Source organism: Candidatus Symbiobacter mobilis CR (assembly GCF_000477435.1).
In the GTDB taxonomy this organism is placed as follows: Bacteria; Pseudomonadota; Gammaproteobacteria; order Burkholderiales; family Burkholderiaceae_C; genus Rhodoferax; species Rhodoferax mobilis.
This window is the reverse complement of record NC_022576.1, coordinates 1,266,827-1,288,742: the sequence shown is the minus strand read 5'-3', so window position 1 is coordinate 1,288,742 and position 21,916 is coordinate 1,266,827. Positions and strand designations below refer to the sequence as shown.

At 61.6% G+C, this 21,916-nt stretch carries 18 protein-coding genes and 1 tRNA gene; 12 read left to right on the top strand and 7 right to left on the bottom strand.

What is annotated here, in order from left to right:
- The first annotated feature begins 16 nt into the window (after positions 1-16).
- Genes CENROD_RS05305 through CENROD_RS05290 form a run of 4 tightly spaced genes read left to right on the top strand, consistent with a single transcriptional unit; the run spans position 17 to position 7,256 of the window.
- Complete coding sequence (locus tag CENROD_RS05305; RefSeq protein ID WP_022772101.1) at positions 17-1,852, top strand: O-linked N-acetylglucosamine transferase, SPINDLY family protein; 1,836 nt, start codon at positions 17-19, stop codon at positions 1,850-1,852.
- A 55-nt stretch (positions 1,853-1,907) separates the two neighbouring features.
- Complete coding sequence (locus CENROD_RS05300; protein ID WP_238551828.1) at positions 1,908-4,094, top strand: peptidase domain-containing ABC transporter; 2,187 nt, start codon at positions 1,908-1,910, stop codon at positions 4,092-4,094.
- On the top strand, positions 4,067-5,434 hold the full coding sequence (locus CENROD_RS05295) for an HlyD family type I secretion periplasmic adaptor subunit (protein WP_022772094.1): 1,368 nt from the start codon (positions 4,067-4,069) through the stop codon (positions 5,432-5,434). Before CENROD_RS05300 ends, CENROD_RS05295 begins: the two co-directional genes overlap by 28 nt.
- Before the next feature lie 4 nt (positions 5,435-5,438).
- A complete protein-coding gene (locus CENROD_RS05290) occupies positions 5,439-7,256 on the top strand; it encodes an efflux transporter outer membrane subunit (RefSeq protein ID WP_022772090.1) in 1,818 nt (605 codons plus the stop codon).
- 37 nt (positions 7,257-7,293) lie between these two features.
- On the opposite strand, the gene mutY is transcribed toward CENROD_RS05290, so the two are convergent.
- Positions 7,294-8,349, bottom strand: a complete 1,056-nt coding sequence (mutY, locus tag CENROD_RS05285; RefSeq protein ID WP_022772087.1) for an A/G-specific adenine glycosylase — start codon at positions 8,347-8,349, stop codon at positions 7,294-7,296.
- Between the two features lie 10 nt (positions 8,350-8,359).
- Positions 8,360-10,333: a dynamin family protein gene (locus CENROD_RS05280; RefSeq protein ID WP_022772086.1), complete on the bottom strand. Its 1,974-nt coding sequence runs from the start codon at positions 10,331-10,333 to the stop codon at positions 8,360-8,362.
- A gap of 154 nt (positions 10,334-10,487) precedes the next feature.
- On the opposite strand from CENROD_RS05280, the gene CENROD_RS05275 reads away from it, so the two are divergent.
- The 8 genes from CENROD_RS05275 (at position 10,488) to CENROD_RS12435 (ending at position 16,844) form a co-directional block, all read left to right on the top strand.
- The gene (locus tag CENROD_RS05275; protein WP_187292338.1) at positions 10,488-12,230 is read left to right on the top strand and encodes a tetratricopeptide repeat protein; all 1,743 of its coding nucleotides are present in this window, start codon (positions 10,488-10,490) and stop codon (positions 12,228-12,230) included.
- Positions 12,227-12,727 (top strand): lipoprotein insertase outer membrane protein LolB, encoded by a 501-nt coding sequence (locus CENROD_RS05270; RefSeq protein WP_041193297.1) that lies wholly within the window; start codon positions 12,227-12,229, stop codon positions 12,725-12,727. Before CENROD_RS05275 ends, CENROD_RS05270 begins: the two co-directional genes overlap by 4 nt.
- Positions 12,724-13,590 (top strand): 4-(cytidine 5'-diphospho)-2-C-methyl-D-erythritol kinase, encoded by an 867-nt coding sequence (gene ispE, locus CENROD_RS05265; protein WP_022772083.1) that lies wholly within the window; start codon positions 12,724-12,726, stop codon positions 13,588-13,590. Before CENROD_RS05270 ends, ispE begins: the two co-directional genes overlap by 4 nt.
- A 39-nt stretch (positions 13,591-13,629) precedes the next feature.
- Positions 13,630-13,703 (top strand) — tRNA-Gln (locus tag CENROD_RS05260).
- A gap of 119 nt (positions 13,704-13,822) precedes the next feature.
- On the top strand, positions 13,823-14,800 hold the full coding sequence (locus tag CENROD_RS05255) for a ribose-phosphate pyrophosphokinase (protein ID WP_022772082.1): 978 nt from the start codon (positions 13,823-13,825) through the stop codon (positions 14,798-14,800).
- 140 nt (positions 14,801-14,940) lie between these two features.
- The gene (locus CENROD_RS05250; RefSeq protein WP_022772081.1) at positions 14,941-15,633 is read left to right on the top strand and encodes a 50S ribosomal protein L25/general stress protein Ctc; all 693 of its coding nucleotides are present in this window, start codon (positions 14,941-14,943) and stop codon (positions 15,631-15,633) included.
- 48 nt (positions 15,634-15,681) lie between these two features.
- On the top strand, positions 15,682-16,365 hold the full coding sequence (gene pth / locus CENROD_RS05245) for an aminoacyl-tRNA hydrolase (protein WP_022772080.1): 684 nt from the start codon (positions 15,682-15,684) through the stop codon (positions 16,363-16,365).
- Positions 16,362-16,844, top strand: a complete 483-nt coding sequence (locus tag CENROD_RS12435) for a hypothetical protein (protein WP_022772079.1) — start codon at positions 16,362-16,364, stop codon at positions 16,842-16,844. Before pth ends, CENROD_RS12435 begins: the two co-directional genes overlap by 4 nt.
- A 116-nt stretch (positions 16,845-16,960) precedes the next feature.
- On the opposite strand, the gene CENROD_RS05235 is transcribed toward CENROD_RS12435, so the two are convergent.
- Genes CENROD_RS05235 through CENROD_RS05215 form a run of 5 tightly spaced genes read right to left on the bottom strand, consistent with a single transcriptional unit; the run spans position 16,961 to position 21,910 of the window.
- Positions 16,961-17,872, bottom strand: a complete 912-nt coding sequence (locus tag CENROD_RS05235) for an HpcH/HpaI aldolase/citrate lyase family protein (RefSeq protein WP_022772078.1) — start codon at positions 17,870-17,872, stop codon at positions 16,961-16,963.
- Entirely contained in the window at positions 17,865-18,959 is a 1,095-nt protein-coding gene (locus tag CENROD_RS05230; RefSeq protein ID WP_022772077.1) for a cysteine protease StiP family protein, read from the bottom strand. Before CENROD_RS05230 ends, CENROD_RS05235 begins: the two co-directional genes overlap by 8 nt.
- Complete coding sequence (locus CENROD_RS05225) at positions 18,956-19,714, bottom strand: HAD family hydrolase (protein ID WP_041193295.1); 759 nt, start codon at positions 19,712-19,714, stop codon at positions 18,956-18,958. Before CENROD_RS05225 ends, CENROD_RS05230 begins: the two co-directional genes overlap by 4 nt.
- The gene (locus CENROD_RS05220; RefSeq protein ID WP_022772075.1) at positions 19,692-20,894 is read right to left on the bottom strand and encodes a phosphoribosyltransferase domain-containing protein; all 1,203 of its coding nucleotides are present in this window, start codon (positions 20,892-20,894) and stop codon (positions 19,692-19,694) included. The genes CENROD_RS05225 and CENROD_RS05220 overlap by 23 nt, the downstream gene beginning before the upstream one ends.
- The gene (locus CENROD_RS05215; RefSeq protein ID WP_022772074.1) at positions 20,891-21,910 is read right to left on the bottom strand and encodes an ATP-grasp domain-containing protein; all 1,020 of its coding nucleotides are present in this window, start codon (positions 21,908-21,910) and stop codon (positions 20,891-20,893) included. The genes CENROD_RS05220 and CENROD_RS05215 overlap by 4 nt, the downstream gene beginning before the upstream one ends.
- Positions 21,911-21,916 lie beyond the last annotated feature (6 nt).

Sequence of the window (21,916 nt, the reverse complement as noted above, 5' to 3'; positions counted from 1 at the left end):
TTTTGGTGAAACCAAGATGGCCGCAATAGAACGATTTGGCGAGCAAACCCTTGCAGCGTGGAAAGGGGAACTCGGTTTCAATGACTTGCTGACGACGGCGTCTGCGCTCGAAGACGAAGGGGCAGCGCCCTTGTCGGTCATCCTGTACCAGACTTGGCTGGCGCACAACGTCAGCCCGTACATTCATGCTGCTTACTTCAATCTGGGCGCAACCCTCAGCCATGTGGGGGACTTTGCAGGGGCAGAAGCTGCGTACCGCCAAGCCATTGCCATCGCTCCCCAGTTTTTGCAGCCCAGGCTCAATCTCGGCCTGCTGCTCGAACGACAAGGGCAGACCGATGCAGCGTTGGCGCAGTGGGAGTGGATTGCCCGGAACGGCGAGCGCGAGGGCTTGGGGCGCTCGGCGGTCATCGCCGCGCTGAACCATATCGGGCGCGTGCTCGAACCGCAGCGCGAAGTCGCCCGTGCGCTCGACGCTTTCAATCAAAGCCTGGAACTCGAACCCGACCAACCCGATGTGCTGCACCATTGGGTCTTTTTGCGGCAGCGTCAATGCATCTGGCCTGTGTATGAAGACGTGTACGGGGTCAGCGTGGAAGCGATGCGCGCTGCCACTTCCGCATTGGCGATGCTGAACATCTCTGACGATCCAGAATCGCAACTGTCTGCTGCCCGCAGATTCGTACAACGAAAACTTGCGCTGGATTTGCCCTGCCTGTCAGAGGGAGCGCGCTATCGCCATGACCGGATTCGCATTGGCTACAGCTCTTCGGATTTCACGCTGCATCCCGTGTCGATGCTGACTGTGCAGCTCTACGAATTGCATGACCGCAGCAAGTTCGAGGTGTACGCCTATTGCTGGAGCCCGGAAGACGGCTCGGGCCTGCGCCAGCGGGTCGTCGCGGCGATGGACCATTTCCATCGGATCGATACGATGAGCGACGAAGAGGCTGCACGGCTGATCCGCTCGCACGAAATCGACATCCTCATCGACCTGCAAGGGCAAACGGCAGGGGCGCGGCCCAACATCCTGCAATACCGCCCCGCGCCGATCCAGATCACTTATCTGGGGCTGCCTGCAACGACCGGGATCCCGGCCATTGACTATGTCATTGCAGACCGCTTCCTCATCCCCGAGGAATACGCGCAGTACTATTCAGAACGCCCGCTCTACATGCCTGACGTCTACCAGATCAGCGACCGCAATCGCTCTGCACGCCTTGGGCTAACGCGGGAACAATGCGGGCTTCCGGGGGACTCTTTCGTCTTTTGCTCGCTCAACAACACTTTCAAAATCACGCCGGAGATGTTTGCCGTCTGGATGCGAATCCTGCATAGGGTGCCCGGCAGCGTGTTGTGGCTCCTGGCTGACAATCCCCCGGCCAAGGCCAACCTGCTTGCGCAGGCCCAACGTCACGGCATTGCGCCGGAGCGATTGGTGTTCGCGTTGCGTGTCTTGCCCGAGGACTATCTGGGCCAATACCCTTGTGCCGATTTGTTTTTGGATACCTTTCCCTTCAACGCTGGAACGACGGCCAATGACTGCCTGTGGATGGGATGTCCTTTGCTCACACGTTCTGGCCGTTCCTTCGCATCGCGCATGGCGGGGGCGTTGCTGACTGCTGCCGGGCTTTCCGACATGATTACCTACGACGTGCAGCATTACGAAGAAGCCGCAGTCGCTTTTGCGAACGACCCTGCGTTGCGGGAGCAGATCAGACAAAAGCTGCGGTTGGCGCGGGAAAGCGGCCCGTTGTTCGATACCCTGCGCTTCGTGCGGAACCTGGAAGCGCAGTTCTTGCAATGGGTGCCCATCGCGCAGCCGATGACCGAGGAAGCCGCTGCTGGCTAGTGCGCGACAAGGCGGGGTGCAGCCGCAAAGCTGTCTTGGCGCCATCAACGGTGTCATGGAGCAGCCCGCCAAGATCGTCGAGTCTGGAATCTCCATGGAAAAACAACATTCCGTCATCCAGTGCCTGTCTGCCATAGCGCAGCACCACGGCCTGCAGGTCAACCCAGAGCGGTTGATCGAGGAATACGCGCTCTCGAAGGAAGAGCCCCGCCCCGCGTTGGTCATTCGCATGGCTGCTGCGGTGGGGTTGAAGGGCAAACAGGCAAGGTTGACGTGGAAGGGCCTGTTTGCGCAGACGGGGGTGTTCCCCTTCATCGGGCTGCTGCGCGATGGCAGCGCGGTGATCATCGTCGGCGCACGTGCGGGTGGGGAGGATGCCGAAAACGAAATCGCCGTGCTCGACCCCCAGGCGGCGGATGCGAAGGTGCAATATCTCGATCAACCTACCTTCGAGGCGCAGTGGGGCGGGACGGTGCTCTTCCTCAAACGCCACCATGCGTTGACCGATCCGCAGCAGCCTTTCAGTTTCTTCTGGTTCATCCCGGAAATCATGCAGCAAAAGGTCGCGTTCCGCGACATCATCGTTGCTGCGCTGGCTCTGACGGTGTTGTCGATGGCATCGCCGATCTTTTTTCAGCTTGTCATCGATAAGGTACTCGTACACCAGAGTTCCTCGACACTGTGGGTGCTGGGGGTGGGGGTGCTCATCGCCATTGCGTTCGAGTCGGTCTTTGGCTACGTGCGACAACTGTTGATGCTTGCGGCGATCAACAAGATCGACATGCGCATCACCCGGCGGGCGTTTTCGCATCTGCTTTCCCTGGCCATCGACTATTTCGACACGACCTCCGCTGGCGTCGTTGCCCGGGTGATGTACCAGCTCGAAGGGATTCGTGGCTTTCTTACCGGGCGGCTGTTGTTCACGATGCTCGATACCTTTAGCCTGCTGATCTTCATCCCGTTGCTGTTTTCCTATTCGGCGTCGCTGTCGCTGATCGTCATTGCCTTTGCGTTGTTGATGGCCGGGATCATCGCGGGGCTGCTGCCGACGTTCAAGCGCCAGCTCGAAGCGCAGAACCAGGCGGAAGCAGCACGGCAGGCTTTATTGGTCGAGACGATCCACGGGATGCGCACCGTCAAATCGCTGGCTATCGAGCCGATGCAACGCCGCATGTGGGATCAGCTCTCGGCCAATGCGATTCAGACGCACTATGCGGTCAGCAAGACTGCGATGTATGGCAATACGGCGACGGAATTGCTGGGAAAGCTCCTCCCCGTCATCATCATCGTCGTTGGCGCGCAGAGCGTGTTCGAACAACAGATGACGGTTGGTGCATTGATTGCTTTTCAGATGTTCGCCGGGCGGGTGATGGGGCCACTGGTGCAACTCGCATCGTTGATCAACGAGTACCAATCGACCGCAGTGGCCGTGCGTATCCTCGGCGAAGTTATGAACCGTCCTTCGGAAGGACGGGTGGGCGTGGGCGGATTGCGGCCCACCCTCCAGGGGGAGATCACCTTTGAAGACGTGACCTTTCGCTATCCTGGCTCCAAAGTCGCTGCGCTTGATCGCATCACGTTCACGGTCAGGCCGGGAACCATCGTCGGCATCGTGGGACGCAGCGGTTCCGGCAAGTCGACGCTGACCAAGATCATCCAGGGGCTGTATTCCGTGCAGGAAGGGGTGGTGCGTTTTGATGGCATTGATGCCCGGGAGCTGGAGTTGCCCCACATGCGCAGGCAGATCGGCGTCGTATTGCAGGAGAACTTTCTGTTCCGGGGAACGGTGCGCGCCAATATCTCTATCGCCAAACCGACGGCCACTTTCGAGGAAATCGTCGTCGCAGCCCAAACCTCTGGCGCGGACGAGTTCATCGAGCGCCTGCCCCAGGGATATGACACGCTACTCGAAGAAAACGCGTCCAACCTCAGCGGTGGGCAAAAGCAGCGGTTGTCCATCGCACGTGCGCTGCTGCTCCAGCCACGCATCCTGATCCTCGACGAGGCAGCGAGTGCCCTCGACCCCGAGAGTGAGGCGATCTTTATGTCCAATCTCTCCAAAATGGCCGTGGGCAGGACGGTGCTCATGATCTCCCACCGGTTGTCGACCCTGGTCAATGCCGACACCATCCTCGTCATGCAGCAAGGCGGCAAGATCGCCGACAGTGGGCGGCACGAAGAATTGCTTGCACGCTGCGCCCCCTACCAACAGCTATGGCATCAACAAACCAGCCACCTGTAGACGATACCGCCCCAGGCGCGTCTGCCAAACCCGCACTCGAATTTCTGCCCGACGCCGACGAGATCGAGCGCCGTCCCCTGCCGCTGGGCGCGCAGGCGATGATGTATCTGGTGTTGACGGTGCTGGTGCTGTTTTTCACGTGGGCGGCGGTGTCCGATGTCGATTTGATCGTCACGGCGCGGGGCAAACTCGTCACACCGCTGCCGAACATCGTCGTGCAACCCCTGGAAACGTCGATCGTGCAGTCGATCGACGTGCGCGTGGGCCAGGTCGTTCGCAAGGGAGACCGCCTGGCTGCACTGGATGCCACGTTCACGATGGCAGATGAGTCGCAGCTCCGTTCCCGGCTGGAGAGCCTCGACACGCAGTGGGCGAGTCTGGACGCTGCACTGGCCGGAGAGCGCGTGCAGGCGAATCAGGCCAAGGCGTCTTCCGATAGGCAGATTCAGTCCAAGCTGTCCGACGAGCGCCTCAACAGCCATTTGTCGCAGTTGCGACGGCAGACCGAGATGGTGGCCAAGCTGCGCTCTTCGTTGGAGACGGCACGGCAGGATGAGGTGGTACTGAGGCAGCGGGTCAAGGTTTTGCGCGAGATGCTCACTCTGGTCGAGAACCTCGTCGCCAAGAAGCTGGCCGTCAAAAGCCGATTGCTCGACGCGCGGGATCGCTTGCTCGAAGCCGAGCGCAACATGGAGCTGGCGCGCAATAAGCAGATCGAACTCGGGCGCGAACTCTCCGTGGCCGAGGCAGACAAAACCGCGTACCAGACGGGTTGGCGGCAGAAGGTCCTGGAGGACTTGTTGGCCGTGTCCCGCGAGCGAGACTCCATCCGGGATCAGCTCCAGAAGGCCAGCCGCAGGCAGAGCATGATCGTGCTCACCGCCCCGGCGGATGCCATCGTTTTGGACATCGCCAAACTCTCTCCTGGGTCGATTGTGCGGGAGGCGGAAACGTTCTTTACCCTCGTCCCCATTGGTGAAGTGCTCGAAGCCGAGGTCGAAGTCGATGCGGGACAAATCGGTTACGTCAAGGTGGGTTCCAAGGTGCATGTCAAAGTCGATGCCTTCCCTTTCCAAAAGCACGGCATGTTGGAGGGCACCTTGCGTACCCTCAGCCAGGACGCTTTTCGCCGGGATCTGGGTGGTGCAGTCGGTGCATCGGCCTACTACGGGGCGCGGGTGGCGATGCCCAATTTGCACCTCGACGACCTGCCACGCCACGCCAAACTGCTGCCGGGGATGACACTGACCGCCGAGATTCGCGTGGGCAAGCGCTCGGTCATGTCGTATCTGCTATGGCCGCTAACCAAGGCCGCCAAAGAATCGATCCGGGAGCCTTGATCCCATGCGCACTGTTTTCAGCAATTGTTTCCACCGGCTTCGTGCCGGGTCGCAATGCCTGTCCATCGTGCTCGTATTGGTGTGGAGCCTGGGCCTGGTTGCATGCAGCAGCACGCTGGAGCTGCCTGGCGCTGTCATGCCCCCGGTGCCCACGGCATACCGCAATGCGGACGGCGCCAGGGACGATCGGGAGCCTGGGGACGCAGTGTCTGCCGTATCTACAGAATGGTGGAAGCGCTACGGCAGCGCGGAACTCGATGCCCTGGTTGATCGTGCGCTGGCGAACCATCCCGATTTGCGCATCGCCACGGCGCAAGTCGTGCAAGCCAAGATTCGCGCAGACCAGACTGCCGCGAATGGCTTGCCCGCCGTGGTAGTGCCGATCCACATCGTCAACCAAAGCAGTAGCGGGACGAGCGACACCCAGAAAAGTTCGCAGATCGGACTGCAGGCCTCGTACACCGTCGATGTGTGGGGGGAACAACGCGCAGCGGCGGATTCGGCCATTCTGCAAGTGTGGCGTGCGGTGTATGCACGTGACGACTTGGAACGGGGCATCGTCGGCAATCTGGTCTCTGCGTACATCGCGTACTTGTCTGCGCAAGACAGCCTGGCACTGGCCCGGGAAACCTTGTCGTTGCTGGAGCGCATCCTGCATACGATCGAACAGCGTGTGGAATTGGGCGACGCAGCGCAGGACGAGCTAGAGCAGCAGCATGCTGCCGTTGCGCAACAGCAGGTGGCGATTGCAGCGATGGAAAACACCTGCGACGAGGCCCAAACCGCTGTGGCCCGCTGGGTGGGTGCCCTGCCTGCTGAACTGGTGTTGCACGAAACCAGTGTCGATGCGCTCGTCCTGCCCAGGGTGGATGTCGGTGTTCCATCTTCGCTATTGCTGCATCGGCCCGACGTGCGCATGGTCGAGGCGCGGATGCAGGCTGCCCGCGCCAACATCGACGTGGCACGGGCGCAGATGCTGCCCAAGGTGGAATTGGGGGTGCAAGCCGGGTACAGCGGATGGAGCCTTGCCGGGTTGGTACACCCGGACAACCTGTTTTGGAACACCGTGGGTTCGTTGACGGCAACACTCTTCGACGGTGGGCGTCGAGAGGGCGAAAAGGCCTTTGCTAGCGCGTACTACGAGGAAATGACCGAAACGTATCGGCAGACCATTGCGCAGTCGGTGCGGGAGGTCGAAAGCGCCATCGACCTGCAACGCTCTGCCCATGTGCGGTGGAAGGCGCAAAAACGCGCTGTTCGCGCCAGCCTGGCGTTGTTCAGGCTCGCCACGGAGTCTTTTGAACTTGGCGCCATTGATGCCCGGGGTCTGCTTGAAGCGCGCAGGAACCTCCAGCACAGCCAGGACGAACTGCAACGCGCCCGCTCCGACGCCTTGCGCGGCTTTGCGCATCTGCACCAGGCTTTGGGGGTGATGGCTGCGCGGGAGAAGGACAACACACGCTACTCCGTTGCCCTCGCTTCCGGCGATACCTTGGCCACGGATCGCGCCCAGGACTGGCGCATGGGCCAGTGGATGGTGCGTTTGCAGGGCATGTACCACCGCGCCGCCGTCGATGCCACTGCGCGGGATACGCGGGCGCGATGGCCCCAGGCGATGCGCGGGCGCAGCGTCGTTGCCGAACGCAGCGGGTACCTGGAGCGCGAGGACGGCGTGTTCGATGCGTGGTATCGCGTGGCCGTGGCAGGCTGGCCCGACCGGGAAGCGGCTACGGCTTTCTGCAACGATCTCCTTGCTGCACGGCAACCGTGCCAGGTGCTGGCACCCGACGCGGAGATTGCCGACGATGCGTCGGGGCATTGAGCGGGTGATCGTCAAACTGTTGGAGTTCTTCCTGGCCTCAGGCGGGAGGTTGTTCCAGCAGCAACCTGCGTATCGGCGCCGGAAACCCCAGCGTGGGCCAGTCTGTGGCGCTCATCCACTGGCCTTCCAACGGCAGGGGAATGCGGCAGGGGAAGCGGCAGTACACGGGATGCAGCAACAGCGTCCGGTGTGTCAATTCGTGCTGGATTGGGGGGATGGTGTGGCTAGTAGCGTGCGGGGGCAGGGCGGCCAGCACAGCGGCGTGGGTGGGACAGGTGGGTAGGCAATACAGGCCAGCCCAGATTCCCCGGGAAGGGCGGCGCAGCAGCCAGAGAGCATCATCGTCGGCCTGCACCCACAGCAACCACATCGTCAGTAGCTCGCGGGCAATTCTGCGCGGCGGATGAGGAAAGCGTTGCGGCGTCCCTAGCCGATAGGCCACGCATTCGGCACGCAGCGGGCAGTCTGCGCAACGGGGAGAACGAGCGGTGCAGACGGTCGCTCCCAAATCCATCATCCCTTGGGTGTAGCGCGCCAGGTCGGTGGGATCGTTGCTCTGGGGGAGCAGGCGCGTGGCCTCGGCCCACAGCGTGTGTTCGTGCATCCGTACCGATAGGTCAGCGCCAAAGCCCAGAAAGCGGGCCAGAACCCGGCGCACGTTCGCGTCGAAGATCGCCACCCGTTCGCCAAAACACAGCGCGGCAATGGCATGCGCGGTGGAAGCGCCGATTCCCGGCAAGGTGCGCAACTGCGCTGCGCTACGGGGAAACGCGCCTCCATGGCATGCCATCACTTGCTGGGCGCAGCGGTGCAGGTTGCGTGCCCGGCCGTAGTACCCCATCCCGGCCCATGCGGCCAGCACGTCTTCTTCCGGCGCGCAGGCAAGTGTGGTGATGTCGGGAAAACGTTCCAAGAACCGGGGAAAGTACGCCAGCACCGTCTGCACGCGCGTCTGCTGGAGCATGACCTCGGAAAGCCATACGCGGTAGGGATCGCGTGGGTGCTGCCAAGGCAGATCATGGCGGCCGTGATGAGCCTGCCACCGCAGCACGATGGCGGCAAAGTCTGGCGTTGCTATAGCCGGGGGCACCACGCCGCAGGCGTCAGAGATCGGACAAGACGGTGGCAGGCGCACTATCCTGTGTGCCGAAGCGGGTCAGGGTGGTCATGAACCGGAGCTGGTCGAGGAACTCTTCGAGCTTGGTCTGAGTTTGGGTCAGCGCTTCGAGTTGCATGCGCACCTCGTGGATGCGCTCGTCCAGCCCTTCCGTGGCATGGCCGATGCGATCAATAGCTTCAAGCCGACGAACGAAGTTTTTGCGCCGTTCGCGCAATTGCATGTCGAGCTGCGATGCGGCCGATTTGCTCCAGGCTTCGATGTCCGCCAAGGCCGCTTCATGCACGGCGAGCAGCCGCGTCGTCAAGGCGCGGACGAGGCGCGTGACGAATTCGTCCTGGATGAGCCGCAACGCATTGCCGGGGCCGAGGTACTTCACGTGGCTGCGCTCGATGGCGTCGAGGTTGTGCAAATACGTGTCGAGGTTCGGTGGGGAGGGCAGCCGCAGGGAAAAACCATAGTCCGTGTTGAGCTGTTCGAAGCTGGCTTCGAGCATGGAGCGAATTTCCTGATCCTTGTCCTGCACTGTGCGCAGGTTGTCGCGCAGTCGTTCCAGTGTCTGACCGTAGATTTTGCGGATGCCCAGTTTGATCCCACCCTGTTGCAAGGCATGGGTGAATTCGGACATTTCTGCTTGCAGCCGTTGCGAACCGAGCAGCGCAAAAATCTCCCGTAGCAGCTTCATGTGGATCGATCGCACGGCATGGATCTTGAGTCCGCCGGCGTCGAAGTCGGCTTGCTCTTGGTGGACGCGGGCACGCATCGCACGGATGACGGGGGTGTTCTTGCCTAGCAGGCTGCTGAGTTCGAGCAGTTGCTCGTTGTGGTCGCGCAAGCGGATTTGGATGTGCCTGCGAATCTCTCGGCGCAATTCGACGATGCTGCGGTGGACTGTGGAACTCAGAATCCTTCGCCGCCGCGTAACGATATGGCGGCTCAGCGCTTCTTCGAGCATAGGCAGGCAACTGCGGTGGAGGAGATGGGGGTCGTCGTTGACCTTGGCCAGCAGCCCCTTCTGCGCCGATACCGCATAGACCTGCTCTTCGTGGATGCCGAGGATCTCGGTGGTGCGGGCCTTCTGGCGCTCGATCTGCTCCTGCACTTCCTCGCGGGTGTCGAGGGCGTCCCAGAGCGTGTCGATTTTGTTGAGTACGACGAGGCGCGCTGCGGGGTCGTGGTCTTCGTCGATCAGGTGCTCCCTCCAGATCGACAGGTCGGACTGCGTCACGCCGGTGTCTGCACCCAAAATGAAAACGATGGCTTGCGCCTGCGCGATCAGGTTGACGGTCAGCTCGGGTTCGGCGCCGATAGCGTTAAGCCCGGGGGTGTCCAGTACCACAAGCCCTTGTTTGAGCAAAGGGTGTGCGAAGTTGAAGAGGGCGTGGCGCCAACGGGGGATTTCCACCTTGCCACTGCTATCGACCACGGGGCCGGTATTGGGCCCCGTTCCTTCCCAAAACCCCAACGCACGCGCTTCCTCGGGCGTTACTTTTTTGGACTGCGCGACCATACTCAGCGCCTGGGCGAGTTGCTTGGGGCTGTTGACGTCGAGGTCGACGCGGTGCCACTTTTCCGGAACCATACGCCATTCCATCAGCGTTTGCGGCTGCAACCGTGTGTCGATGGGCAGCAGGCGCAGGCAGGCGGGGATGTCGGGGTCGTAGGCCATCTCCGTGGGGCACATCGTCGTGCATCCTGCGCTGGCGGGCATGATCCTTCGCCCGTATTCCGAAAAGAACATGGCGTTGATCAGCTCGGACTTGCCGCGTGAAAACTCGGCGACGAAGGCAACCATGACCTTGTCGACGCGAATCTGCGCTTCGAGCCTGCTCAGACGCTCGCGAACGGCGGGGTCGAGCAGGTCACGTTCTTCGAGCCATTGCGCCAGCAGTTTGAGGTGCAAGGCGAATTCGCGCCGCCAGATGCTGTGCCGTTCGAACTCTTCGGGGAAAGTGGTCATCGCACGGGCTACGCAAGAAAAGGGCGCCGTGCGGCATTGCCAAGGCAAGTGGACAAAACGTTGGGCAAGGGCAGTGGCATGGTGGGGATGAGGCTTAGATTATTATGGCCCCATGAGTTGGCGTGGCATATTTCTTTGGGTACTGTGGGGTGCTTTGACACTGTCTGTGGCGCATGCGGATCCATCCGCCAAGCAGGAGCGCGTTGCAGACGGCGACGTGGAAATCGTTGTCGACGATTCTCCGGAAGGCGCTGCGGAAGTTCCGCTCGACGGGCCTTTGTTCTACCAGCTTCTGCTGGGGGAGATGCAAGCCCGGTCGTCCAACCCCGCCGCAGCCTTTTCGTTGTTGCTGGATGCAGCCCGCCAGACGAAGGACGAAAGGCTGTACCGCCGTGCTGTGCAGGTCGCCATCCATGCCCGCAAGGGGGAATCTGCACTGATGGCAGTGCGTGCGTGGCGCAGCGCCCATCCCTCCTCGCACGAGGCCGTTCGCACCCTGTTGCACGTTCTGATCCAGCTCCATCGCGTGGAGGAATCTTTGCCTGTGTTGCGGCGCGATTTGGCGCTCACGCCGCCAAAGAACATGGGTTCGGCGCTGACGGGCATTCCCCGGCTCTACAAGCCATGCACCGACCGTCTAGCCGTAGCCCGGGTCATCCACAAAGCCTACACGCCCTGGTTGGAGCACCCGCAGTGGGGCCCGGATGCCTGGGCCGGGGTAGCCGAAGCCTGGTTGCGTGCCGGGGAACCACGCACCGCGCTCGATGCCGCCCGGCGTGCGCTGGCCGACGGGGACGCTGGCACCGCCGACCACGCGATGATCGTTGCGCTGGCATTGGTCGCCATTAAGGATCCGCAAGCCGATGCCTTGGTGCGCGAAAGGCTGGCAGTCGATGACAGGCCCATATTGCACCGGGCGTATGTGCGCGTGCTCTTCGATGCACAGCGCGAGCAAGATGCCGTTGCGGCTTTGCAGAACATGGTGCGTCGGTTCCCCGACGATGCCCAGGGGCGATGGATGCTGGGAATGTGGTATGCCGAGCATCGCCAATTCGACGATGCACACGTATTGCTGTTGCAATACCTGAAACTGGTGGGCGTGCTGACTGGCGCGGAGCCAGTGCAGCAGAGGGAATCGGCGCAAGCTCTTCTGGCTTTGGGGACGATTGCCTTGTCGCGCAAGGAGTACGACCAGGCGCAAACGTGGTTGCAGCGGGTGGGGGATGGAGGGCTGTGGTTCGATGCCCAACGCCTTCGTGCCCAAGCGTTGGTGGGGCAGCAGGGGCTGGACGCGGCGCTGGCATGGTTGCGCGATTTGGCAGTGCAGTCGCCTGATCATGCACGGCAGATTCGTGGTGTGGAAGCGCAATTGCTGCGCAAGCATCGGCGCTATGTGCAGGCCAGGGACCTGCTGGATGACATGATCGCGCAAGAGCCAGGCGATGTCACGTTGCTTGTCGAAATGGCCATCGTGCTCGACAAGATGGGTGCCGTGCAGGAGATGGAGCGCCGCCTGCGCCAAGGGTTGGCCGATCATCCGGAAGAGCCCCTGCTCTACAACGCCCTGGGGTACGCGCTGGCTGATCGCAACCTGCGGCTGGACGAAGCCCATGCGCTCATCGTCCGTGCCCTCGAATTGGCGCCCGGGGATCCGTACATCTCAGATAGCCTGGGCTGGGTCGAGTTCCGGCAAGGCAAGCTGGAGCAGGCTGAGCAACACTTGCGCGAGGCTTTCGGACGCAAACCCGAAGCGGAAATCGCGGCGCACTGGGGGGAGGTGCTATGGACGCTGGGCCGCCGGGAGGAAGCTCTCGACGTTTGGCGTAAAGGGCTTGCGCTTGACGCTGAGGGGGAAGTGTTGCTGGAGACGCTTCGTCGTCTGGGGGTGCAGCCTTGATTGGTGCCGTGCGTTACGCAGTCTTCGGGGCGGCATGCGCCCTTGTGGGATGCGCGACGCCGGTGTTGGATGCGCCGCAGCAATGGTCGGGAAGGCTGGCGTTGCGTGCGCAGTGTCCGGGTTCCGACAACGAATGTCCTGCATTGGCTGGGGGGTACGAATTGGAGGGGGGGGTGGATCGTGGCGCGCTGGTGTTCCGTTCTCCTTTGGGAATCGTGTTGGCCGAATTGCGTTGGGATCAACACGGCGCCACACGGCGCGTGCAGGGCAAAACCCAGCATTACGACGACGTGCAGGCTGTGGTGGCCGATACCGTGGCGGCTGGGCTGCCTGTGGCAGTATTGCTGGACTGGCTGCGGGGGGTGCCATCCCCTGCGATGGGTTGGCATGTGGGTGGCGAGCAGTTGCTCGTCGCCAGGCAGGAAGAGCCGTTCGTCGAAGTGCGCGTCGTTCCTGATCGGGATGCGCTCCAGGTGAAGGAGCGGGGTACACCATGAAATCGATCGTCGATGTCCCCGCGCCAGCGAAGCTCAATCTCTTTTTGCACGTCTTGGGTCGGCGAGCGGACGGATACCATGTGATCGAGTCTGCATTTGTGCTGATCGACTGGCACGATACGTTGCACTTCGAGCTGCGAAGCGATGGCCAGATGAGCCGTACAGACCTGGGTGGTGTCTCGCTGCCACCAGACGACCTGACACTGGCTGCGGGACGTGCCTTGGCGCGCAAAACCGGATGTACCCTGGGGGTGCATATCACTTTGGAAAAGCGCATTCCTCTGGGCGCTGGGCTGGGAGGTGGTTCTTCGGATGCAGCGTCGACCCTGCTCGCGCTCAACCAGTTGTGGGGCTTGGATTTGGACATCGATACCCTGCAAGAAATCGGCGCTGAATTGGGTGCGGACGTGCCGTTTTTTCTGGGTGGGCACAACGCGTGGGTGCAGGGCATCGGCGAGCGGCTCACGCCCATTCGCATTCCACAACAGTCTTTCATCGTGCTCAAGCCGCCGATGGGCGTCGATACGGCCCAGGTCTATGCGCACCCGAAGCTGGTGCGTGACCATGCCCATGCCCGGCTGGAAGATTTCCTGGCCGATCCCTTCGGCTTTGGCACCAACGACCTGCAACCCGTTTCCGAAGAACTGTGCCCACAGGTATACACAGCGCTAAGCTGGCTGCATGCACACGGATTTGCCGCTAGAATGACCGGTTCTGGGAGTGCGGTGTTCGCTGTGGCGCACGGCGAAGCGGTGGTGGATCTTCCGCCGGATGCTTATGTTCTGCGCATGTGTAGTGGGCTATCCATGCATCCCTTGTCCGAATGGCGTCTCCCGGCTCGCCGGTCACACGGTAGCCATTGAAGGAATACATCATTTGCGACGCGCAGGTCTTGCACGTGTAGGGGAATCGCCAAGCTGGTTAAGGCACTGGATTTTGATTCCAGCATGCGAAGGTTCGAATCCTTCTTCCCCTGCCCTGTTCTGTTTTGCTGGGCCTTCCTCCTTTTTTACCACTCCCCCTTTTTGCTTCATCCCGCATCGTTGTCCCTGCGGCCAAGCCGGGGTACGTGTTGCGTCGGCCTGAGGGCTTTTCATGCAAAGCGAACCGAACTGCGATTTCATGCTCTTCGCGGGCAATTCCAACCCCGGTCTTGCGGCAGGAATTGCGAAGCACCTCCATATCAGTTTGGGCGATGCCTACGTCGGACGGTTTTCCGACGGGGAGGTGCAGGTGGAAATCAACCAGAACGTGCGTGCGCGCGACGTTTTTGTCGTGCAGTCCATTTGCGCTCCGGCTGGTGAAAATTTCATGGAGCTACTGTTCATCGTGGATGCCCTGCGTCGTGCCTCTGCAGGCCGGGTGACTGCGGTGATCCCCTATTTCGGCTACGCCCGGCAGGATCGCCGCCCGCGTTCCAGCCGCGTTCCCATCTCTGCCAAGGTGGTGGCGGACATGCTCCAGACCGTCGGTGTGGAGCGGGTGCTGACGATGGATTTGCACGCAGACCAGATTCAGGGCTTCTTCAACATCCCCGTCGACAACATTTATGCATCCCCCGTGTTGCTGCATGACTTGCGTAGCAACCAGATTCCTGACTTGTGCGTTGTCTCCCCGGACATTGGGGGCGTCGTGCGGGCACGAGCCGTAGCCAAGCAGTTGGGATGCGGGTTGTCGATCATCGACAAGCGCCGCCCCCGCCCGAATGTCAGTGAAGTCATGCACATCATCGGCGAGGTCGAATCCCGCAACTGCATCATCGTCGACGACATGATCGACACGGCCGGAACCCTGGTCAAAGCTGCGGAGGCGCTCAAGCAACGTGGTGCATTGCATGTGTATGCCTATTGCACGCATCCCGTGTTCTCCGGGCCCGCCGTGGAGCGCATCGCTACTAGTGCTTCCCTTGATGGGGTGGTGGTGACGTCGTCGATCCCGCTGTCGGAACAGGCTGCTGCCTGTACCAAGATACGCCAGCTTAGCGTTGCAGAGTTGTTTGGTGAATCGATTGTTCGCATCGCATCGGGCTTGTCGATACGGGATTATTTTTCCGCCCAGGAACAGTTGTTCTGAGCCGAGCCAGGGCGCTTTGGCCTTGCAGTCAGGGCGCTTTGGCGGGTGGAGTCAAGGCGGGCCGGTTCGTTGGATGTGAATCAGGCCCTTGTGCAAAAAGGCCCCGCTGGTCGCGGCAGGGCCTATCGAGGAGTGTCAACGTGAAAATTTCTGCTTTCCAGCGCGCTGCGCAAGGAACGGGTGCGAGCCGCCGTTTGCGCATCCAGGGTCGTACCCCTGGAATCCTGTACGGCGGGGGCAAAGAGCCTCAGCCTATCGAGTTTGACCACAACACGCTGTGGCATGCCCTCAAGAAAGAGGCTTTTCATTCCAGCGTGCTGACTTTGGAAGTCGATGGCACCGAAGGGCAAGCCCTGTTGCGTGACGTGCAGATGCACCCTTTCCGCCCGATGGTGCTGCACGTTGACTTGCAGCGCGTCGATGCCACAACCAAGCTGCACATGAAAGTGCCCCTGCACTTCAGCGGGGAGGAAAATTCTCCGGCAGTCAAGCTGGATGCGTGCATCGTGAACCGCGTCATCACCGAAGTCGAGGTGGTCTGTCTGCCTGCAGATTTGCCGGAATTCCTTGCCGTCGATCTGGGCAGCTTGAAGAAGGGCACTTCCGTGCATTTGGCCGACTTGGTGCTGCCCAAAGGGGTATCGGTCATCGCCCATGGCAATGATAAGAATCCGGTCGTGGTATCCGTCGTGGCCCAGGTTGCTGCGGAAGCCACGCCAGCCGCTGCGGAACCTGCTGCTGCCCAGCCTGCTGCCAAAGGCGGTAAAGGTGCGGCGAAACCTGCGGCCCAACCCGCAGCGAAGGCAGCAGCCAAGCCCGCAGCCAAAAAATAGCCGGGGAGTTCCCGATCCCGGCGATGGCAACGTGCAGCGGAGGCTGATGTGATCCAGCTCATCGTCGGGCTTGGCAACCCTGGGCCGCAGTACCAGGAAACGCGGCATAACGTCGGGTTTTGGTGGGTCGATGCCTTGGCTGCGTCGCTGCGATGCGTCTGGGCTGCAGACAAAGGGTTTCAGGCATGGGTTGCCACGGCTTCGGTGGATGCGCATCCCTTGCGTTTGCTCAAGCCGCAGACGTTCATGAACCTCAGTGGTCGGTCTGTTGCATCGCTGGCGCGTTTCTACAAGATCGACCCGACGGAGATCCTGGTAGTACACGACGACCTTGATTTCGAACCCGGGCGCGTCCAATGCAAGCTGGGAGGGGGGCACGCAGGCCACAATGGTTTGCGTGATGTGCATGCCCAGCTTGGCACGGATCGTTATTGGCGTTTGCGGTTAGGGATCGGGCACCCAGGGCATAAGTCCGAGGTGGTGTCGTGGGTCTTGCACCAACCCGAAGCCGACGATCGCGTGGCCATTGAGCGTGCTATCGAAAGGTCGTTGGCCGCTTTGCCAGACTTGCTTGCAGGACACACCACCTTGGCGATGCAGGCAATGCAAGTGCCCAAGGAAAAGCCGATCCTTGCGCGGCAAGCCGAGCATCCACGGAAAGCCGAGCCTGTACAGCAAGTCGAGGTGCGCACAGCGCTGTCTACCGATGCATCGTCTGAGGTGAATTTGTGAACCCTGTTACTCACCCTGCTACCCATGTTCTCCAGCGTTGGCTACGCTTTCTGGTCATTCTGGTTGCCGGGTGGGGGAGCGTCTGTGCTGCGGTGGGGGACACCGTCTACCGTTGCGGCAACGTCTATAGCCAGGTTCCTTGCCCGGATGCAGATACCTTGGAAGTCGAAGACGTGCGCAGCCCGGAGCAACGCAAGCAGACCGACGCCGCAGCGCGTACCGCTGCCAAGCTGGCGCGGGACATGGAGAAGGAGCGGTTGGCTCAGGAGCGCAAGGCAGCCATGCAAGGCCGTACTCCAGCGCGTGCGGCGGCTCTGCCCTTCCCCACTACACAAGACCAACCCGTTCGTCTGACCCTCAAGAGGGTGCGCCCCGCCAAGCCTGGGCATTTCATTGCTGAAGTGCCAGGGTCGGAACCCGCCAGTCCACCAGCCAAAAAGACGAAGCGCAAGGCCAAAAAGTCCCGCAGCAAAGACTAGCGTCGTCGGTAGAGCGAGGGACCATGGCAGCTCCTTCGCTTCGACACGCCGGGGGTACTCCCGGACCGGTGCGCTTCGAGACGCACTCGGCTACAAAAGCATCGGGCCTATTTGGCCTATTCCATCGACTCCATTGCATTGGGCACGCAGCCGAATTGGCGTGCAGCAGCGACGATTTCGTTGGCCCAAGGGCGGTGCGTCGATGGTTCGCACATCGAATGGTGGAGTGAGAACACGCCGGGGGCATCGTCGCCAAGGATGCGCATTGCTGCTTCCAGATCCTGGTGGGCTACGCGGTAGTGCCGTTCGATCAGGGGAACCTGGGTAGGGTGGATGGCGGTTTTGCCCGTCAATCCGTGGTGCAAATCCTGCACGATTTCCCGCTCCAGCGTCGCGGTATCGGCGTAGTGTTCAAACACTGGCGCCGACAGGGGGAATCCGTAAGGAATGAATGTCGTCGCCAGCCGGGCGATGACGTGCCCGAGCGGCGTTTCATAGATCGTCCGTCCCTTGGGGCGGCGCATCCGTAGTAGCGCCAGCAGGTCGTTGCCACCGATGCGCAGACCCAAGATCTGGGCGCGCCAGGGTGCCCGATCCAGATGCTCGGCCAGCGCATGCATGGCAGCGTCGTGGAAAACCTCCCGCGTTTCCAGCGTGGGCATCACCCAAAAATGATTCTGAGGGCCGCACGCCATGCGATCGAAGTAGTCGTCGATGTTGTGCAAACTGATCTTGGGGAAGACAAAACCGTCGAGGCGATGCACTGACGGTATGGTCAGCAGCCGGTCGAGCACGTCCGGGTTACGTACCCGCACGAAGCGCAGGCAACCTTCCCGGGGTTGCAAATGCTCCAGCGCAGTGGCCAGGTTGTCGAGGGCGCAAGGAAGATCGTGGGGGGCAACGGCGTCTTCCGTGCAGAAAATCAGCGAACGTACGGCGGCCAGCTTGGTGCCTGCTGCAATGGCGCAAAGGTCGCTGTGGGTGGCCGGAACGTACAAGGACGCGCCGAGGCGGGGCCGGTCAGACATCGAGGGCACTCCGAATGATGGCCAATGCGTGGAAGGGGAGCGAGGGCCGTTCATCGACGGGGACGTTTTTTTCTTCCGCCAGAACCAGCAGATGCTGGACGCACGCCGCATTGCGGTCTCGAACGATCATACGTTGTGGCAGTCTGCGCAGCAACACGCGGGTGACTTCCCCAATGCCGGGTTTGATCAGGTTGCGATCCAGGATTCCGTACCGAGCCATTTCGATGGCCAGAAAACCCATGGTTGCGCGTGCGATGGCGTTGCGGTCGTATCGGGGTGGCAGAGCCGGGACATTGCCCTCTGCGCGCAGGGTATCGATGCAACGGAGGATGTCCTCGACGAACCAGACGGAGAGATCGTGCGGGGCAAATTCTTCGTACACCACGCAGCCGTGGAAGTCTTGCGGGCCGATGGCGTCGTTGAGCACGGAGCGGCTGACCAAGCCGGAGATCGTCGCATTGAGGATCGACGAGGGGATCAGGTAGTCTTCTGTGCTGGCGGCGCAGTGGGCGCACCCTGCCAAATCGCTGAGCACGTAGAGGTGCTGCGCGATGGCCGTGCCACGGGCGTGGTTGTACGCTGTCACTGCTTTGTGGAGTTCTTCGGTAATCACGCCTTTGCCAGTCCAGCCGTCGACGAAAACGATGGAAGCGGGGTCGGCGCCCCGGTCGAGGATGGCATCGAGGGCGTTCGTGTCGATGCCCCGATCCCGGATGATCGAGATCGAATAGTGTGGAACGGCACGGCCCGTGAGATGCTGCAACGTGTGGCCCAAGATGACGCCGATAGGGGTACCTGCACGCGCCAGCGAAACGATCGTCGGTGCTGTGCCGACTTGCTCGACGATGGCGCGCGCAAGCAGCAGGCAGTCCCGCGCCATCTGTTCCCGATTCATGGCGTGTGCGGCGCGAAACAGCTCCAGATAGCGTGTGGAAGGTAGCCGTTCAGGGGAGAGCATTTCGCTGTAGTGCCGGGCGCCGGACTGGATCAGCCGCTCCTTGTCGGCCACGTCGTCGATCATCGCCATCGTGATCGGCTTGAGCAGGAATTCCACATCCTGCGGGCGGTAGGACCCGTGCAGGCTCATCGCTCGATCCTGTCGATGGCTTGGCCGATTTGGCTGTGCGTGGGGACGATCTGGTAGTCGCAGGCTGCGAGGAAGGGCAGATCAACAAGGCTGTCGCCCATCCCAAAACTTAGCGGCGGTTCCCCGTCGAGGGTGTACCGGCGCTGCACGTACTCCACGGCGTGCCGCTTGTCGAGCCACCTGGGCAGGATCGCGAGGTTGTTCGCGTTGCAGTGGATCGTGACGTCGGCGGGAAGTTGGCCTGCATCCCGCGCAGCACGGCAAGTCTGGGCCAGAGCACTGACTGCGTCCACATTGCCGACGGTCGATTTGGCGACGAGGTACAGCCGCACGCCGAAGTCGTCGATCCAACGGACACGCAGCCCTGCCTCTTGCTCCTCGCAATGCTGGCATAGCTTGTCGAACCAGGATTGCAGCGTTGCGTCGTGCTCCCGCGCAAGGCTGGCGCTGCGTGCAAGCCAGTCTGGGTCGGGGGCGCCATCGGAGTCGAGCACCACTGCGCCGTAGTCCAGAATCGCTTCGGCATGGAATGCCAGGGTGACGCGGCGAAAGGAGTCGTGGTTGCGTGCCGTGACGGGAATGATCGTCAGCACACTTTGCCAGAGTTCGAAGGCGGCACGCTGCCTGGGGGAGGTATAGGAAAAGGCCGAACCGTCGCGCAGGGTCGCCGCCACCAGCCATCCGGGGCCGGGATGGTGCTTTCTGTAGCTATGAAACAGGGTGTCGTCGAGGTCAGCAAAGAGAATCTTCTGCAATGCGTCCCCCGGGGAGAAAAAAGAACAGGCGTGCGCCGAGATGACGCGCAAGGTGTTTGAGGCTTCCACTGGCATCCATTTCTGCACAAAGAAAGATGCAGTCGTAGTCTCCAGCTTGGTAGTTATAGACGTAGTTGGGCACACCAGCGCCGTAGTTGTCCGGAAACGACAGGACGTTGCGAATCGGGCCCCAGGTCAGGATGGGGGAGCGTGTGGTGGCATGCATCCAGACTTTGGCTTTGCTGGCTGCGTGCAATTCCCGGGCGAGGACATAGGCAGGATGCATGAATTCGCCGGTTCCCAGCACGAGTACGCGGTCGCAACGTGCGAGCGGCTTGGCCAGATGCTGAAGGAATTTGGGTTCGAGCGATATGGCAGACGTTACGCCGAGGCGACCGTAGCCACTATCGCGGATCGTCGGCGCGTTGGGATCATTCGATAGCTCGGGTGCCGGGATCGGGAAAGTACTGAGGTGGGGGGTGAAGTGCCAACTGCCGTACAACAATGCGCCGATCGAGCAGGCGATATGGCATCGGCTGGTCAGCTCCTTGCGCCGTTGTGGCCCCATCCAGTCGGTGATGGCGGCCAGATGCAAATGCGCCAGGGCTGGAGAACAGGACTGCATTGCGCCCACGAGGTTGACCAAGGTATCTCCCGTGCTGATTTCGTCATCAATCAGGACGAGGGAACGGGCATGGTGCAGCAGGGCGCGGCGGTGCGGGTCGGGCGGGAGGAAGAACCACTGCTGGGGAGCGTGGCTGTGTGCTTCTTCGAAGGAGACGCGGTGGGCGCCACCGACGTGGTACCGGGTGGTATGCAGGAACAGGGCCTCGCGTTGCGGATGCTCCCGCAACCAGGCTTCGAAAACGCCTTGTCCCAGGCACGTGGCTGTCTCGGCCATGCCGACGAAGACGATGGGATCCGGTAGTTCCGGGATGTGCGCAGCGATGCGGGTATGTACGTCCCCCATCGTGGCGACGTCTACGGGCAGGTGTTTGCCCAGAACGTGGGAGAGGAACAGAAAGGCGCGTTTGGGGTTGGCGCGGGTGGCAAAGCTGAACAGTCGTTGCGCAGGAATTTCCGCGTAGTCGATGGAAACAGTGATCGTTCCTTGTGGGAGCTGGGCTGTCAACGAAGGACCGGGAATATCCGGGGATTCGGCGGGAGAGGAAAGATTCACGGCAGTACGACGGGAGTGTCGATCTGCACGACCCGTAGACCATGCTGAACGGGTACGCGAGCCAGGGTTGCATACCCATGGGCAAAGCCTGCCAGCCCCAGAAACGGCAGATTGGGCCCGGCTAGGCAAGACATGCCAATGCCGCCGGACATCCGTGGGTTGACTTCCAGAATGCGCGGCCCGGCCCCCCCTTCCCGACACTGCACATTGACGTAGCCGTTCAGCCCGAATTGCGCAATGATGGCGCGGCAGGCTTCCTCCAAATCCGGGCGATCCACGATAGTCTGGACGGATCCCCCTTTCGCGGGCTTGCAGCGGATCACGGCGTAGTGCAGCGTGCCGGCTTCAGCCAGGCAGTCGATGCTGAACTCGTCCCCTGCAAGGTATTCCATCAGCAACAGCGTGGGAAAGCGTTCCTGCGAGGCCAGTATGGCGCGCAGCGAGGGCAAGTCGATTTGGTAATCGCTGCCGCCGAGGTACAGCCCCAGCGCGGTGGTGTCCTGCCGGATTTTGCGGAAACCGATCCCGTAGACGGAATGAGACGGCTTGATGCACAACGTCGGCACCGATCCACGCAGCGCATCCCAGGCTTCGTCGAACTCGGCTACCGTCGTGCATGGGTGCCACAGCGGTGGGGGAGCTGTGGGAACCCGTACTGTCGAGCAAAACCGGGCTTTGTCGTGCAGAAGCTGAAGGGTGGGGCCATCCGCACAGCACAACATGCGCACCCCCAGTGCGGCAAAACGATCCTGCGCGCCAGCAAGCAAGGTCGCTTCCTTGCCGGGTACAAAGATGTCGACACGGTGTTGCTGGCAAAAGCCCAGGCACCAATCGACATACTCTGCCCCACCCTGACCCGGGGGTTCGGGGGAGAACTCGTCCGCAGCGAGGCGGACGATGGCATCCGGGTTGGGGTGCGAAGCGAGCAGCGTGAACGTCTGGTCAGGGTCTGCGGTGCGGAGGAGCCGCAGCGCCGTGTGAACCAGAGAGAAGGTTTTGTTGAACCAGACGCGCATACGCTG